Here is a 14,331-nt window from a genome sequence, read left to right as displayed (position 1 = left end):
CGAACCGGCGCCCTGACCGCCGCCGGCCGCCGCCAGGGACGGCACCGTCGCGGCCGTGGCAAAACGGTGCGCGACACCGTTCGCGAGCATGGCGACGATCAGCAGAAGGACGACGACACTTTTGTTCATGCCCGCCTTCTATCCCATCTGCACCGGCGGTCCGAACTGACATTGCGGTCAAACATGTGTGATCGGAGCCCTTGCTTGGAGGTTCTCACGTGACCTCGAACCAGGTCGTCATGCCGGCCGCGGCGTGTTCCAGCATGTGGCAGTGGTAGAGCCACTTGCCGGGATTGTCGGCGACGAAGGCGATCCGTGTCGTCTGCTCCGGACCGATCAGGAAGGTGTCGCGCCAGGGCGTTTCCGCGACTTCGCTGCCGCTGCGGTCGATGACCTGGAAGTGGTGGCCGTGGGTGTGCATGGCGTGCGGAAAGGCGGTCTGGTTGACCGTATCGATGACCACGGTCTCGCCGCGCCTGACCGAGAAGAACGGCTCGTCCGGAAAGTTGGTGATGCCGTTGAAGCCCCACATTCGCCGTGTCTGCATCATCACCTGGCGCGTGATCGGCTTGCCCTCATAGGTGAGGTGGCCGATCCGGCCCATCGCCCCGCCTTCCATCAACAGCTTGAAGTGCTTTGCCGCGGCAAGGTCCGGCACCGGCAGGCCGGGCGCGGGGATCGCCGGCAGGGCGGGCGCCGCCTCGCGGCCCTTGGCGACGCGGAAGGTTGCGAAGGGATAGGGCTTGTCCTCGGTTTCAAGGGAAATCGGTACCGCACCTGGCCGGTTGAATGTCAGCACAAGATCGACGCGCTGGGCCGGTCCGATGAGATGCGGGCTGTAGCCGAGCTTGCGCGCTTCGCCGACGGGCTGGCCGTCATAGGCGATGACCTTCGCGCCGATCCGGTTGGGATCGAAATAGAGAATGCGGGAGTTGCAGGCATTGACGAGGCGGATGCGATACCAGCGCCCGGTTTCCACGACGACGTCGGGCCGGCTCACCCCGTTGACGGTCAGCCGGTTGCCCGTGCGCCCGCCATGGCTCCAGTCCATCATGTTGCCGAGGCTCGCCGCATCGAACCGTCCGCTGTCGTCGAGGAGCCAGTCGTCGAGGACGAAGGAGATGTCCGCCTCCGGCGCAAAAAGCGGTTCGTCTTCGTCGACGACGAGGAGGCCGTAGAGGCCGCGCGCGACCTCGTTCCAGCTCTTGTTGTGGGCGTGGTACCAGTAGGTGCCGGCATCCGGCACCGTGAAGACGTAGTCGAAGCTGTCGCCGGGTTTGACCGCTTCCTGGGTGAGGCCGGAGACGCCGTCCATGGCGTTGTCGATGCGGATGCCGTGCCAGTGGACCGAGGTCGGCTCGTCGAGTTCGTTGCGGAAGCGGATGCGAAGGGTCTCGCCGCGCTTCGCCCGGATGACGGGACCCGGCACCTTGCCGTCATAGCCCCACAGGTCGCTCGTCGGACCGTCCGGATCGGCGAGCCTGACCTTCGTCTTGCGGGCCGTCAGCTCGCGAAAGCCGTCGGCGGAGGCGGCGCCGGCCGTCAGGAAGGGCACTGCCGCAAAGGCTGCGGCGGTCTGTTTGAGAAAGGAGCGGCGATCGATCGTCATGGCTGCTTGTTGTCCTCGTCAAGGAGATAGGTGGCGACGGCCTTGCGGTCGCCTTCGGTGAGAAACGACGTGCCGTGGCGGACGACGTCGCCCATCGATCCGCCGAAGGCATCGCCGTCCGGCGCAAGACCGGTCTTCAGGGCATAGGCGATGTCGTTTTTCGTCCAGCCCTTTTGCTTCAGGGCGCTCGCCGTGATCGGCGGCGACTTGCCGCCGTCCGGAAGGTCGCCCGAGCCGTGCAGGGCAAGCTCCGCGTCGCGGGCGCCGGCGACATTGCGCGGCGTGTGGCAGGCCCCGCAATGGGCCGGGCCTTTGACGATGAACCGGCCGCGCCGCCAGGCTTCGCTCCGGTCCGGCGCGTCCGCCAATCCACCGTCGGCAAGGAACGCGGCACGCCACAGCTTCACACCGCTGCGAAAACCGTAGGGGAACGACAGCTCGTGCGGCTTCGACGGCTCGGCGACGGGAGCAACGGTTCGAAATGCGGCCCAGAGGTCGGCGATGTCCCGGTCGGAGAGCACCGCGTAGAACGGATAGGGAAAGGCGGGGTAATACGGTGCTCCATCCGGCGAGACGCCTTGGCGGACCGCGCGGGCGAACGCCTCGATCGACCAGGCACCGATGCCGTGCTTGGCATCGCGCGTCAGGTTCGGCGAATAGAAGGTGCCGAATTTGGTCTTCAGGGCGAGACCGCCGGCGAGCGGCTTGCCGCCGCCCTTCGCGTCGGTGTGACAGGCGATGCAGCCGGCCATGCGCGCCAGATAGGCGCCGCGCCGGGCATCGCCATCGCGCTCCGCGAGTGTGACCCTAGTGCCGATCGGCCAGGCCGATAGGCCGACCACTCCGGCGCCGGCGAGCGCCAGGACCAGAGCGGCAACGCCAGTCGCCGTCTTCATTCCTTGTCGCGGCGGAACGCGCTGTGGCAGGACGAGCAGGTCTGGACGACCATGGTGAAGACGCCTTCGGCCGGCATGGCGGCCAGCATCTCCGGCGTCGGCATTCCGGACCCGCCCATCATCGAGCCATCCATCATCGAGCCGTCGCCCATCATGGCACCGGGCTCCATCATCATGCTGTCAGCGTCCATCATGTGGCCGCCCGAGCCGGCCTCTCCGGGGCCGTTGTCTGCCGCCTCGGCCAGGCCCTCGCTGAGCACTTCCAGCCGGTTGGCGAGATCCTCGAACCGCTCCCGGTCGTTCCAGATCTTCGGCAGCGCTTCGGAGGGGGCGTGGTCGGTTCCTTCCGGAAAGAGCTTGATCAGGGCGGCGCCGGAATGGGCGTTGATGGTCCTCGCCGTTTTCCGGACCGTTTCCGCGTCATACTCCGCTTCGCCCTTGAACATGGCGGACGTTGCCTTGACGGCGTCGCCCATCTCCTTCATGGCGTCCATGCGTTGCTTGACGATGCCGCTGGCGCCGCCATGGGCGAATGCCGCCGCGATGGACAGCGAGAGGGCCGCGGGGACGAGCCCCCCGGCAAAAAGGGTCTTCTTTTTCACGATAGAATTCCTGTCTTGATGTCTGGGAGACGGCCTCTTTGGCCGCGACGTTTCTCGACTAGGAGGACAGGAGGCGGGGAGGGGGCGGGTCCAGGACGTGGAGCCGGCCGGTGAAATCGGCCGCCGGGACGTGCTCGTGGATGGCGCCGGCGCGCGGGCCGAAGCGGAAATGCTCCGGTGCGATGCCGAGAATGGAGGCTCCGCAATGGACGGAGGACTCGCCCATGCCGTCCTTCTTGCTGCCATGTTGGTGGTGGTGCGGGCAGGCATGGCCGCCGCAATCGGGCGTGCCGTGAACTGCCTCGCCGCGGGCCTCTTGTTGGCCGTGGCTCTCCTGGCCGCGGACATTCGGGCCGTGGCCGGACAGGTGCGTGTGGATCTCCGCCGCATGGGTGAAGGTGGCGCCGGACAGCACGAAACACAGCATCGACACCAGCACGAGCAGCCGGTGCAGCATGCGATCCTTCCGTCCCTGGGGTATCCGGCGGCGGCGTGTCATGGCTGAGCCCTAAAGGATTCCGTTTTCCTTTTGAAGCTCACGCACATACACAATTATGCGATTGATCTCCTCTGCTGTGACCTCAGGTTGCGGCGGCATGTTGCCGAAGCGCCAGTGATGCGCCCGGACGCCCGCCTTTGCGGCCGTCCTGAACGCGTAGTCCGGATGGTGGCCGGGCCGGTAGATGTCGTGAACGAGCGGCGGCCCGTTTTCCGTGCCGCTGGCGTTCTCGCCGTGGCAGGACACGCAATTGGCTTCAAAGTCGCGCGCGCCGAGGGCGGCGACCTGGCTGAGCTCCGGCACCTTGACGTCGACGACCGTGACCGCCGGTTCCGAGGTGCTGTGTCCGACATAGAGCCGGACGCCCACGACCACCAGGGCGAAGGCCGATATTATGATCCAGAAGGACTTGTTCATCTTTCCTCATCTGTCATTGGGGGTGATGTGCCCCCCGCGCGGCCGTGCACGAACCGTCCGTAGAGGCGGTTCAGTTCGCGCAATTCCGGCGAGGAAAATCCGAGCCTTTGGGATGTCGCCACGAAATCGGCCCCGATGGAGCCGGGCAACAGGGCACTTTGCTTGGTGTCTCGCTCTTTCATCCGATCCGGCGGCAACATCGTTTCGAAAGCGTCGAATTCGCACGATTGAAGCCTAGACCTTCCGGTAACTGGAAGATCAAGAGGCGTTGTCGCGCGGAAAACAGGATCGTGCGGCGCGGCACCCGTGCGCGCCGGCGGTCGCTGTCGTGACGTGGATGCTTGTTGCGAGGTTTCAGTGCCCGTCCCGGGCGAGCGGCACGACGACCGTTGCCGCCAGCCCGCCTTCGGCGCGATTGGCGAGCGTGATGTCGCCGCCATGGGCGCGCAGGATGTCGCGGGCGATCGACAGGCCGAGGCCGGTGCCGCCGGTCTCCCGCGAGCGGGAGGCCTCCAGCCGCACGAACGGGTCGAACACTTGCTCCAGCGCGTCCGCGGCGATGCCGGGACCGTCGTCCATGACGACAAGCCGTGCATTGCCATCGGCCGCGTCCAGCCTGACGGCGGCCCCGCCGGCATAGCGCTGGGCGTTTTCAAAGATGTTGCGCAAGGCGCGCCGCATGGCCGTACGCCGCAGGCGGACGGGGAGGGACGGCCCCGGCTCGACGCTCACCGGATGCCCCGTCTCCGAGACTTCGGCGGCGAGATCGCTGACGAGCGCGGTGAAATCGACGGTCTCCGTTTCCTCGTCGCTGGCGATGCCCCTTGCATAGGCAAGGGTCGCCTCGACCATCTCCTGCATTTCGTCGAGGATGGCGACCATGCGCTCGTGGGTTTCCGCGTCGTCGACCATTTCGGCGCGCAGGCGCAGGGCCGTGATCGGCGAGCGCAGGTCGTGCCCGAGGGCGGCCAGCATGCGCGTGCGGTCGGAAATGAGCCGCGTCAGCCGGCCCTGCATGTCGCCGAAGGCTTCCGACAACGCCCGCACCTCGCGCGGGCCGGAGGTCGGCAGCGGTGGCAGCTCTTCGCCGCGCCCGAGCCGGTCGGCGGCAACGGCGAGGCGCCGCAACGGTCCGGTGATCCGGCTGAGCCCGAACCAGAGCGCGGCGACGACGCCCACGACCGACAGCACGGTGGTGAGCAAGAAGCCGGGCGGACGCTGCAGGCCCGGGTGCCGGACGCGGGTTGCCATGTTGAGCCAGCCGCCGGTCGCAAGCCTCACGGAGATCTGCATCTGCATCGGCGCAAAGCCCGCCATCATGCGCTGGTGCATCCCGCGCGGCGGCATGCCCGGGGGCGCGAACGCACGGCCGCGCGGCCCGATCGGCACCAGAACGGCGCGGATATCGCGGTTGCCGGCATCGCCGAGCAGGGTGCGGACGCGCCGGACGATGCCGCGCGCAGTGTCGTCGCTTGCGGAGACCTCCGGCTCGGCATCGACCGAGAACCGGGCGGACGGCGAGCTTGCCGCCTGCAGGATCGCGACGCGCGCGTCCGGCCGCGCCTGTTCGATCAGCCGGACCACCGTGGCGAACCGGTCCGCCGTCTCAAGACCGATGGCGGCGCGCAGCGCGTGTCCGCGTTCGTCGGCGAACAGCCAGATGCTGACGGCCTGCGCGACGACCAGGGCGGCAAGGATCAGCAGCACCAGTTGCCCGAGGAGGCTGCGCGGCAGGAGCCATCTCATGACCGCACCTCGACGTCGGCGGCAAGGCTGTAGCCGCCGGCCCTGACGGTGGTGATGATCTCCGGTTTTGAGGGGGTCCGCTCGATCTTGCGCCGGAGGCGGCTGACCTGGTTGTCGATGGTGCGGTCGAACACCTCCGCCGTGCGACCGCTGGTCAGATCCAGGAGTTGCTCGCGCGACAGCACGAAGCGCGGGCGTTCCAGGAACACGGTGAGGAGCTTGAATTCGGCCGTCGTCAGGCTGACTTCCGTGTCGTCCCCGGCACGGGTGAGCACGCGCCGGTCGGTGTCCAGCACCCAGCCGGCAAAGGCGAGCCGCCGGCCACCGAGGTTGCCGGCAAGCGGTTCGCGGCGTTCCGTGCGGCGCAGGATCGCCTTGATCCGGGCCAGGAGTTCGCGCGGGCTGAACGGTTTGGCGAGATAGTCGTCGGCACCGATTTCCAGCCCGACCACCCGGTCGGTTTCCTCCGACAGCGCGCTCAGCATGAGGATCGGCGGACCGCCCGCCGCGGTCAGCCGCTTGGCGGCCGACAGCCCGTCCTCGCCCGGCATCATGACGTCGAGCACGATGACGTCGAAGCGGCCGGTCTTGAGGCAGCTATCCATCTCCGCCGCGTCGCGCGCCGACGTCACCCTGAGGCCGTTCTTTTCCAGATAGCGCGCGACCGCATCGCGGATCTCGCGGTGATCGTCGACCACGAGGACATGGGGGGTATGGATATGCTCTGCCATGGCCGCACTATAGCGAGGCGCCGGCGGCATCGAAAAAGATTGTGTCGCGGTTCGTATCAGGCCGGCATTTTGCGACAGATGGATACAAAACGCCCGTCTTGCCGGCATGCTTCTGCGACACAAGCCCCCCAGTTTTCCATCATCGAAACACAGACACACGAGGTTATGTGATGAAACGGAAAACGATCCTTGCCCTCAGCCTTGTCACGGCGACCGTCGTCGGTGGCGCCTTCGCAATCCCCGCCGTCGCCGGCGGCTGGGGACCCGGCAACTGCGGCCAGAGCGGCATGCGCGGTCCCGGCGCATGGGGCCACGGGCCCTGGGGCCCGGGCGCCATGATGCAGCAGGGCGATATGCCCGGCGGGCAATGGGGCAACATGCCCGGACCGCGCGGGCGTGGCATGCACGGCCGGCACATGGGCTTCGGTCCGCGCGGCGGCATGGGCTTCGGTCCGCGTGGTGGGATGGGCCCGATGAACAGCTCCGTCTTCCGCGCCTTCGATACCGACAAGGACGGTACCGTCAGCGCGGACGAGATCGAGAAGGGCGTCGCCTCGCTGCAGAAGACCTACGATACCGACGGCAACGGGACCCTGTCCCTCACCGAGTTCCAGGCGCTCCACGCCGAGGTGACCCGCGACTTCGCCAGGCGTCCGTTCCAGATGATGGACCGCAATGCCGACGGCCAGGTCAGTGCCGAGGAGCTGCAGTTCCCGGCGCAGATGATGGCGCGGTTCGCGCCCTACGATATCGGTCCCGGGAACGCCACCGGCACTCCGCCGGCCGACGCCCCGGACGCAAAGTAACAAGGCCACATGACAGGGCCGCGGGCACGGTGATGCCGTGCCCGCGCTCGACCGGCCCGACGCAACGAAAAGGTTGCGCGGCCGGAGGCATTGCCCACGAAAAAGGAGATTTCGCCATGATGGATGGTGGATATGGAATGATGAGCGGATACGGGATGGGCTTCGGATGGATCGGCGGACTGCTGTTCCTCGCCGTCGCCGTCCTGGCGATCGCCGCCCTCGTCAAGTACCTGCGCAGCTAGAGACCTTGCGGCCCGACCGGTAGCCCGGCCGCAATGCGTTCACAGGTCGATGCTGCGCAAGCGCGGCGCGCTGGAAATGACCGACGCGGAGGACAGGCTCATCGCCGCTGCGGCGATCATCGGCGACAGCAGCGTTCGGCGCGTCGGCCGCGGGCGCATCCGTTCCCATCGCCGTCACGGCGAGGGTGGTGGTGATGCGGATCGTGGGAGACGGTGTCTTGGTCGGCGACGACCAGGCAATTCCAAGCCGGCATTTGAACCGAGGCAGTCTTATTCCGACAACGAGCCGCATCGTCGCGCGCATCCGCGACGCCGACAATCCCGCGGCCTTTGCCGGAGGCTATGTCGGCAAGACGATCGGAGTGAAATTTCCAGCGGAAACCGGCAAGATCTCGAACGCCCACATGTGGGACGCCATCTTTTCGGACGGAGACATGTACAAGGGCGGAGTCGGCGGCCAGGGGCTCTATGTCTCTCCGCCCCGCGACATGGTCGTGGTCTGCTTCGCGACCGACACGCCCCGCTCCCTGACCAACTTACCTGCCTCGAGCTTGAACTCGCGGCTGAAACGTCGTCTCGTCATCTTTGCTCTCCTGCCTCAAGAACACCTTATCGCGGTGTCCTCAGGACCGGCAGCAGCTCAGCACCAGCAAATGAGCACCGAGGGCGTCTAGAGAACCCGGGGCTATTCAGTCCCTCGCGACCCTAACGCAGCGAATTCCGAGGCGATCGGCACGTAGCGAATCTGTCCGTCAAGAGAGGCGGGATTGTTCATTCGACCAAAGCATGTTGCGTTTTTTCTGAAACACGCAAAATGCTTTGGTCCGTTGTTTTTACGCGATTTCTTGTCCAAAAAATCCATCACTTTTTGGGAAAGCGCTTTAATGATTGAGGATCTTTGACAGAAAATCCCGACCGCGTTCGCTTTCCGGCGCGGTGAAGAACGCCTCGGTCTCCACATCCTCGACGATCCGCCCCTCGTCCATGAAGACAACGCGGTTCGCCACCCGGCGGGCGAAGCCCATCTCGTGGGTGACCACCATCATCGTCATGCCTTCGGCGGCAAGCTCGCTCATGACGGCAAGGACTTCGTGGATCATCTCCGGATCGAGCGCCGACGTCGGCTCGTCGAAGAGCATCGCCTTGGGATCGAGCGCCAGGGCTCTGGCGATGGCAACACGTTGCTGCTGGCCGCCGGAAAGATCGGCTGGCATCTGCCTCTCCTTCTCGGCCAGACCTACGCGCGCAAGAAGAGCCCGGCCCCGCTCGTCCGCCTCCGCCTTGGAGCGCTTCAGGACCTGGCGCTGCGCCAGCGTGATGTTCTCCAGAACGCTGAGATGCGGATAGAGCTCGAAATGCTGGAAAACCATGCCGATGCCGGCCCGGAGCTCGGGCAGGTTCGTCCCCTTTGCGCCGACTTCGACGCCTTCGACGAGAATCCGGCCTTCCTGGTAGGGCTCCAGGCCGTTCACACACTTGATCAAGGTGGATTTTCCAGACCCGGACGGTCCGCACACCACCACGACCTCGCCGCGGCCGACCGCCGTCGTGCAGTCGGACAACACCCTGAAGCTTTCGTACCACTTGCTGACGGACTCGATTTCGATCATCGGGCGGTCGGACATCTAGGTTCTCACGGTGAAGCGGTGGGACAGTGCGCGACCGATACTGGAGAGCGCCAGACAGCAGACCAGGTAGGTCAGCGCGAGCGTCACGATGATCGCGATAGGGGCGAACTCGCGTGCATTGACCAGCATTGCCCGTCCGGTCAGTTCGCTGACGCCGATCACCGAGGCGACCGAGGTGAACTTGAAGAGCCGGACATACTGGTTGAAGAGCGTCGGAATGATCCTGCGCAGCGCGATCGGCAGGACGATATGCCGGAAGACCTGAGTTTCGGTCAGACCGCTTGCCCGCGCCGCCTGCTTAAGCTGCGGCCGCACCGACCTCAGGCCGGAGCGGAAGTCCTCCGCCAGATAGGCGCCGATGAAGAAACTGAAGCCCTGTGCCGCCGCGACGTAGGCGGAAACCTTGTAGCCGCCCAGCGCAGGCAGCGCGAAATAGAACAGAAACAGGAACACCAGCAGCGGAATACCGCGGGTGAATTCGATGTAGATCGCAGCGGCCTGACCGAGCACAGGCACCGATGTGTAGCGGAGCGTGCCCAGCACGATGCCGAGCACCGTTCCGGCAACGATGGAGATCAGCGCGAGGACGGCGGTGGTGGCAAGACCGCTGAGCAGGAAGCCGAGGTTGGGAAGGATGACGTCCACGGACCTAACCCTCCGACACCGAGATCGTCTCGGACTTGCGGCTGCGCGTCAGCAACATCAGTACCTGGCTCACGATCGTGACCAGCGCGAGATAGAGCAGCGAGACGAAGATGTAGGCCTCGAAGGTGCGGAAAGTCAGACCCTCGATCGCACCTGCCTCGTAGGTCAGTTCGGCAACGGCAATGACCGAGGCAAGGGAGGAATCCTTGATGAGCTGCGATGCAAGACCGGCGAGCGAGGGCGTGACGATCTTCAGCGCCTGCGGATAGACGACGTGGCGCATCGCGGCGAACGGCGGCAACCCGGTCGCAAGAGCGGCGGCGTACTGACCGCGCGGAACCGCGGCAATGCCGGAGCGCACGACTTCTGTGACGTAGGCGCCCGAATAGATCGACAGGCCGAGGACCGCGCAGGCAAAGGCCGGAAGCCGCAGATAGGCCAGCGCGATGTACCAGAAGTACATGTGGATCAGGAGCGGAATGTTGCGCGCTGTTTCCACATAGATCGTCGCAATCCAGCGCAGGCGCCGGCTGCTGACGCTCGCCAGAGTCCCCATCAGAATGCCGAGAAGCGCGGCGAAGATCAGGCCGAGCAGGGATAACAGGACCGTGTTGATGAAGCCGCGAGTGATGAGTTCGCGATACTCCCAGATGACCGACCAATCGAAGCTGTAGTTCATCCGAACCCGATCCCGCAGTCGATGTTGGAGCGGGAGCCTGGCTGCTCTCGCATGTACGATCCCGGTCGGCATTGCCGACCGGGCATTTCAACGAGCCGCTCTGTGCCTACGGCCAGATTTCGATGGCGACGTCCGGCTCCATGCCGAACCACTTCTTGTAGAGCTCCTGATAGCGCCCGGATTGCCACAGTTCCTGCAGGGTGAAGTTGATCTGATCGCGCAGAGTGCTGTCGCCCTCGGCGACACCCATGCCGAACGGTTCGGTGGAGAAGCGCTCGCCCACGATCTCGAATTCGTCGCTGCCCTTGGCGAAGCCCTGGAGAATGTTCAGGCTGCCGGTCAGGGCGTCGACGCGGCCTTGGCGCAGCGCCAGCCAGGCCGAGTTGTAGTCCTTGAAGCTGACCACGTCGGCGTCCGGCGCGACCTCGCCCATTGTCTGCTCAAGCGTGGTGCCCTGCTGGACGGAAACCTGTTTGCCGGCAAGATCGTCGATCGACTGGATGTCACTCCCCTTCTTCACCAGCAGGGACTGACCCCCGGTATAATAGGTGATCGAAAAGTCGATGACCTTGTCTCGCTCGCGGGTGTGGGTCATCGACGCCGCGACCATGTCGACGTTGCCGGCCGACAGCATCGGAATGCGCGTCGGCGACGTCACCTGGACGAACTCCACGTCAACGTCGAGCGCCTTGGCAACCTCCTTCACGAGATCGACGTCGAAGCCGGCTATTTCGTTGTTGTCGTCCATGAAGCCGAACGGCGGCGTGTCGAACTTCACGCCGGCGATGAGCTTGCCGCGCTCCTGGATCGTGTCGACGCCGGCCTGAGCCTGCGCCGCAGGAATGGTGAGCATCGCAGCGACTGCCACCATCACAGCCGCCGAACAGAATGATCTAAGCATTGCAAGTTCCCTTCTGGTTCTGGTTTTTACACGTTTCGGCGATTGCCGCTCCGTTCGAAATCCGCAATTGCGGCAACGGCTTCCGCGATTTCCTCCTCCGGACAGGTCAGGGCGATGCGAACGTGCCCCGCCCCGGCGGCGCCGAACGCCGACCCCGGCATGACCGCCACTGCCTTCGTGTCTAGGAGATCGCGCGCGAATGCCTTGTCGTCGCCGGTGATCCGCGGAAACAGATAGAAGCCGGCCGACGGGAGCGGGCACTCCCACCCCGCAAGGCGCGCGAGCGCCGCCTGGGTCGGGACAAGGCGCTTGTGGAAGTGCTCCCGATAGCGCGGCAGGAGTTCGGCCTCGAGCTCCAGGGCACGAAGTCCGGCCTGCTGGACGAAGCCCGGCACACAATAGATCGAGTGCTGGATAATCTTGGCGACGGCCTTGCGCACCGGTTCCGGTCCGATGAAGGCGCCGAGCCGCCATCCGGTCATGCCGAAGGTCTTGGAGAAGCTGTCGACGACGATCAACCGATCCTCAAGGCCGGGCTCGGCCTGCAGAAAGGGAAACTCGTCGTAGGCGAGGTCGCAATAGACTTGGTCGAAGACGATCCATAGGCCGCGCTCGCGAGCGAAATCGGCCAACGCGCTCAGTTCCTCCTTGGGAATGACCCGGCCTGTGGGATTGAGCGGCGAGTTGACGATGATCGCACGGGTCCGATCGGTGGTTCTTGCCCGGAGCTCATCGAGGTCGAATCCGCCAAGCGAGGAAACCGCCACCGGACGCCCGCCGCAGAGGCGGACGCAGGCCGCATAACTGACCCAGCCCGGATCGGGAAGCAGCACCTCGTCGCCCGGGTCGACCATCGACTGGAGGGCGGCATAGAGGGCGAATTTTCCACCAGGGGTTATAAGAATGCTGTCTGCATTAATCTGCCGGCCCGACCGCACGCATTCCCGGGCTGCAAGCCGCTCGCGCAGCCTGGGCAGTCCCGCGGAAGCGGTGTAGTGCGTGTCGCCGTCCTGCAAGGCGCGGCATCCCGCCGCCACGATGCGCTCGTCGGTCACCAAGTTCGGATCGCCGCTCGACAGGCTCAGGATTCTGCGTCCGGTCTCCCTCAGAGAGCGGATCTGGTCGGAATTCTGCACGGTTGCGGAGGGCGCCAGGCTTGCGACCCGTTGCGCCAGAGAAACTGCCATCATTGCCTTATATCAATCCAGGCATGCAGCCGCCCCATAAAACGGCGGCTTGCAGCGGCCGACCGAGCCGCGTCACGGCGGCGTTGTTGTGCCCACAGGCTGGCGGTCTTTCGGCTTGATAGAAAATGAGTTTGTTGCGCCGGGATATAAGGTTTATGTAATGCCCAATCTTTCTGCATCGGGCAAAAGGCCATCACGATGAACTTGCGCCATCTCCGGGCGGTCATTCACACGGCAAGGCTCGGCAGCATTTCCAAGGCGGCCGAAGCTGTTCATGCGACCCAGCCGGCGGTGTCGCAGGCGATTGCCGGACTTGAAAGAAGCTTTGACGCGACCCTGTTCGAGCGACGCGCCTCTGGCGCATTCCCGACCTCCGAAGGCAGGCTCGTCGCCGACCGCGGAGAGCGGCTTTTTACGCATCTGGCGGAAGCCGAGCGGCGCATTCTTGCCGCGCTGCCGCAGGACACCCGGCGCCCGACCGTGCAACTCGGCCGGGCCGTCAGCTATTCGCAGTTGCTCGCCTTCGCGACCTTCGCACGGGCCGGAAGCTTCGTTGCCGCTGCATCCCGGCTCGGCCTGTCGGTCCCGACCGTGCACCGATCGGCACGCGCCTTTGAGCGGCTGGCGGGAATTCCCCTTTTCGAGCAGGGAAGCCACGGCATCGCCCTCAACCGGCTCGGCGCGGACGTGGCGATGCGCGCCAGTCTGGCGCTCCGCGAAATCCAACTCATCCGCCAGGATCTCGACGAAAGCCGGGGACTGATCCAGGGCATGCTGACCATCGCATCGCTACCGCTTATGCGCTCCTACGTGCTGCCGCTGGTGCTCACCCGTCTCTCGGAGCGCCATCCGGCCGCGGAGTTCAGCGTCGTCGAGGGATCCTACGAAAGCTTGCTGCATGCGCTGAGGATGGGCGAGGTCGACGTGCTCCTAGGTGCCCTTTGGAATCCGGCCCCGGCCGGCGATGTGCGCGAGGAGACGCTGTTCGACGACACGCTGTCGATCGTCGCCCGGGCCGGCCATCCCCTTGTTGAGCGGCCGTCGCTGTCTCTCGCCGATCTCGACGGCTCCTCCTGGATCGTACCGAAGCTCGGCACGCCGACGCGGGACATCTTCGAGGTCATGCGGACTGAGGGCATGACCCTGGGAGCGCCGCTTATCGAGACAAGTTGCTTCGCCGCGCTCCGGGGGCTCCTCCTCGAGAGCAACCGGCTGGCGATTATCTCCCGCCGCCAAATCGTCTACGAGGAACGCGCGGGACTGCTGTCGGCGCTGCCCGTACCGATTGTCGGGGCATCGCGCCCGGTGGGGCTAACGGTCCGCGTCGACTGGATGCCGACGCAACTGGCACGGGACTTTGTTGATACGATGCATGCATCCACATCGTTCGATGCCTGACCGGGCCTGCTAGGGTCAGGACTCATCGATCAAAGCCAGAAGATGACGGTGGTCGCGATGCAGATGGCGGAGAGGGAAACTTCGAACCCGGAGGGTTCGCAAGCCCGAACGGGCGTCGGCCGATCAGGCCGCCCCATCGGAGGCCCGAGCGACGCGAGGATCAGCCGTGAGATATGGATAATGGCGGACATCGATGTAGAAACTTCGAACTCCGTCTTTGAAATCTTGGAAAACTGGAACGCTCAGCTCAAGTCTGAAAATATCAAATTAAAACAAGAAGGTAGATCACCCGGCGGATCGACCCGCCGGGGGCCGACGCCGTGACGGCGGCGGGAAAGCCGGACG

17 protein-coding genes are annotated in these 14,331 nt (G+C 65.3%); 5 read left to right on the top strand and 12 right to left on the bottom strand.

All coding sequences use genetic code 11. The annotated features are described in order from the left end of the window. Positions 1-214 precede the first annotated feature (214 nt). The 7 genes from CH339_RS02295 to CH339_RS02265 form a co-directional block, all read right to left on the bottom strand. Entirely contained in the window at positions 215-1,609 is a 1,395-nt protein-coding gene (locus CH339_RS02295) for a multicopper oxidase family protein (RefSeq protein WP_111432664.1), read from the bottom strand. Continuing rightward, positions 1,606-2,505 carry a c-type cytochrome gene (locus tag CH339_RS02290; protein ID WP_111432663.1) on the bottom strand — a complete coding sequence of 300 codons (900 nt, stop codon included), beginning with the start codon at positions 2,503-2,505 and terminating at the stop codon, positions 1,606-1,608. The genes CH339_RS02295 and CH339_RS02290 overlap by 4 nt, the downstream gene beginning before the upstream one ends. Next, positions 2,502-3,107, bottom strand: coding sequence for a c-type cytochrome (locus tag CH339_RS02285; RefSeq protein ID WP_201240986.1), 606 nt, complete (start codon positions 3,105-3,107; stop codon positions 2,502-2,504). Before CH339_RS02285 ends, CH339_RS02290 begins: the two co-directional genes overlap by 4 nt. Before the next feature lie 58 nt (positions 3,108-3,165). After that, positions 3,166-3,564 (bottom strand): hypothetical protein, encoded by a 399-nt coding sequence (locus CH339_RS02280; protein WP_111432662.1) that lies wholly within the window; start codon positions 3,562-3,564, stop codon positions 3,166-3,168. 51 nt (positions 3,565-3,615) lie between these two features. Continuing rightward, positions 3,616-4,023: a c-type cytochrome gene (locus CH339_RS02275; RefSeq protein WP_111432661.1), complete on the bottom strand. Its 408-nt coding sequence runs from the start codon at positions 4,021-4,023 to the stop codon at positions 3,616-3,618. Positions 4,024-4,377: 354 nt separating this feature from the next. Beyond that, positions 4,378-5,769: an ATP-binding protein gene (locus CH339_RS02270; protein ID WP_111432660.1), complete on the bottom strand. Its 1,392-nt coding sequence runs from the start codon at positions 5,767-5,769 to the stop codon at positions 4,378-4,380. Beyond that, a complete protein-coding gene (locus CH339_RS02265; protein WP_111432659.1) occupies positions 5,766-6,500 on the bottom strand; it encodes a response regulator in 735 nt (244 codons plus the stop codon). The genes CH339_RS02270 and CH339_RS02265 overlap by 4 nt, the downstream gene beginning before the upstream one ends. Before the next feature lie 170 nt (positions 6,501-6,670). Between CH339_RS02265 and CH339_RS25280 the strand changes: the two genes are divergently transcribed. The 3 genes from CH339_RS25280 to CH339_RS24535 all read left to right on the top strand — a co-directional run bounded on the left by CH339_RS25280 (position 6,671) and on the right by CH339_RS24535 (position 8,222). Continuing rightward, positions 6,671-7,306: an EF-hand domain-containing protein gene (locus tag CH339_RS25280; protein ID WP_111432658.1), complete on the top strand. Its 636-nt coding sequence runs from the start codon at positions 6,671-6,673 to the stop codon at positions 7,304-7,306. A 116-nt stretch (positions 7,307-7,422) separates the two neighbouring features. Beyond that, a complete protein-coding gene (locus tag CH339_RS25275; RefSeq protein WP_274609896.1) occupies positions 7,423-7,548 on the top strand; it encodes a hypothetical protein in 126 nt (41 codons plus the stop codon). Positions 7,549-7,766: 218 nt separating this feature from the next. Then, on the top strand, positions 7,767-8,222 hold the full coding sequence (locus CH339_RS24535) for a hypothetical protein (RefSeq protein WP_170138367.1): 456 nt from the start codon (positions 7,767-7,769) through the stop codon (positions 8,220-8,222). 207 nt (positions 8,223-8,429) lie between these two features. On the opposite strand, the gene CH339_RS02255 is transcribed toward CH339_RS24535, so the two are convergent. From CH339_RS02255 to CH339_RS02235, 5 genes are all read right to left on the bottom strand, one after another. After that, complete coding sequence (locus CH339_RS02255) at positions 8,430-9,158, bottom strand: amino acid ABC transporter ATP-binding protein (RefSeq protein WP_111432793.1); 729 nt, start codon at positions 9,156-9,158, stop codon at positions 8,430-8,432. A 15-nt stretch (positions 9,159-9,173) separates the two neighbouring features. Then, a complete protein-coding gene (locus CH339_RS02250; protein WP_111432657.1) occupies positions 9,174-9,821 on the bottom strand; it encodes an amino acid ABC transporter permease in 648 nt (215 codons plus the stop codon). Between the two features lie 4 nt (positions 9,822-9,825). Continuing rightward, positions 9,826-10,500 (bottom strand): amino acid ABC transporter permease, encoded by a 675-nt coding sequence (locus CH339_RS02245; RefSeq protein WP_170138370.1) that lies wholly within the window; start codon positions 10,498-10,500, stop codon positions 9,826-9,828. A 106-nt stretch (positions 10,501-10,606) separates the two neighbouring features. Continuing rightward, positions 10,607-11,401 (bottom strand): ABC transporter substrate-binding protein, encoded by a 795-nt coding sequence (locus tag CH339_RS02240; RefSeq protein ID WP_111432655.1) that lies wholly within the window; start codon positions 11,399-11,401, stop codon positions 10,607-10,609. A 26-nt stretch (positions 11,402-11,427) separates the two neighbouring features. Then, positions 11,428-12,537: a pyridoxal phosphate-dependent aminotransferase gene (locus CH339_RS02235; RefSeq protein ID WP_170138369.1), complete on the bottom strand. Its 1,110-nt coding sequence runs from the start codon at positions 12,535-12,537 to the stop codon at positions 11,428-11,430. A 249-nt stretch (positions 12,538-12,786) separates the two neighbouring features. Between CH339_RS02235 and CH339_RS02230 the strand changes: the two genes are divergently transcribed. Together CH339_RS02230 and CH339_RS24530 are read left to right on the top strand one after the other, a co-directional pair. Further along, positions 12,787-13,986, top strand: coding sequence for a LysR family transcriptional regulator (locus CH339_RS02230; RefSeq protein ID WP_111432653.1), 1,200 nt, complete (start codon positions 12,787-12,789; stop codon positions 13,984-13,986). Positions 13,987-14,166: 180 nt separating this feature from the next. Further along, positions 14,167-14,310 (top strand): hypothetical protein, encoded by a 144-nt coding sequence (locus tag CH339_RS24530; RefSeq protein ID WP_170138368.1) that lies wholly within the window; start codon positions 14,167-14,169, stop codon positions 14,308-14,310. Positions 14,311-14,331: the final 21 nt, after the last annotated feature.

Origin of the sequence: Rhodobium orientis, assembly GCF_003258835.1 — a bacterium.
GTDB classification, from domain to species: domain Bacteria; phylum Pseudomonadota; class Alphaproteobacteria; order Rhizobiales; family Rhodobiaceae; genus Rhodobium; species Rhodobium orientis.
Note: the sequence above shows the minus strand (reverse complement) of the source record. Positions and strands in the feature narration are given on the sequence as shown.

Coding starts and splice junctions, on each gene's coding strand:
- CH339_RS02295 (WP_111432664.1), bottom strand. CDS start 1,609: ATGACGATCGATCGCCGCTCCTTTCTCAAACAGACCGCCGCAGCCTTT.
- CH339_RS02290 (WP_111432663.1), bottom strand. CDS start 2,505: ATGAAGACGGCGACTGGCGTTGCCGCTCTGGTCCTGGCGCTCGCCGGC.
- CH339_RS02280 (WP_111432662.1), bottom strand. CDS start 3,564: ATGCTGCACCGGCTGCTCGTGCTGGTGTCGATGCTGTGTTTCGTGCTG.
- CH339_RS02275 (WP_111432661.1), bottom strand. CDS start 4,023: ATGAACAAGTCCTTCTGGATCATAATATCGGCCTTCGCCCTGGTGGTC.
- CH339_RS02270 (WP_111432660.1), bottom strand. CDS start 5,769: ATGAGATGGCTCCTGCCGCGCAGCCTCCTCGGGCAACTGGTGCTGCTG.
- CH339_RS02265 (WP_111432659.1), bottom strand. CDS start 6,500: ATGGCAGAGCATATCCATACCCCCCATGTCCTCGTGGTCGACGATCAC.
- CH339_RS25280 (WP_111432658.1), top strand. CDS start 6,671: ATGAAACGGAAAACGATCCTTGCCCTCAGCCTTGTCACGGCGACCGTC.
- CH339_RS25275 (WP_274609896.1), top strand. CDS start 7,423: ATGATGGATGGTGGATATGGAATGATGAGCGGATACGGGATGGGCTTC.
- CH339_RS02255 (WP_111432793.1), bottom strand. CDS start 9,158: ATGATCGAAATCGAGTCCGTCAGCAAGTGGTACGAAAGCTTCAGGGTG.
- CH339_RS02245 (WP_170138370.1), bottom strand. CDS start 10,500: ATGAACTACAGCTTCGATTGGTCGGTCATCTGGGAGTATCGCGAACTC.
- CH339_RS02240 (WP_111432655.1), bottom strand. CDS start 11,401: ATGCTTAGATCATTCTGTTCGGCGGCTGTGATGGTGGCAGTCGCTGCG.
- CH339_RS02230 (WP_111432653.1), top strand. CDS start 12,787: ATGAACTTGCGCCATCTCCGGGCGGTCATTCACACGGCAAGGCTCGGC.
- CH339_RS24530 (WP_170138368.1), top strand. CDS start 14,167: ATGGCGGACATCGATGTAGAAACTTCGAACTCCGTCTTTGAAATCTTG.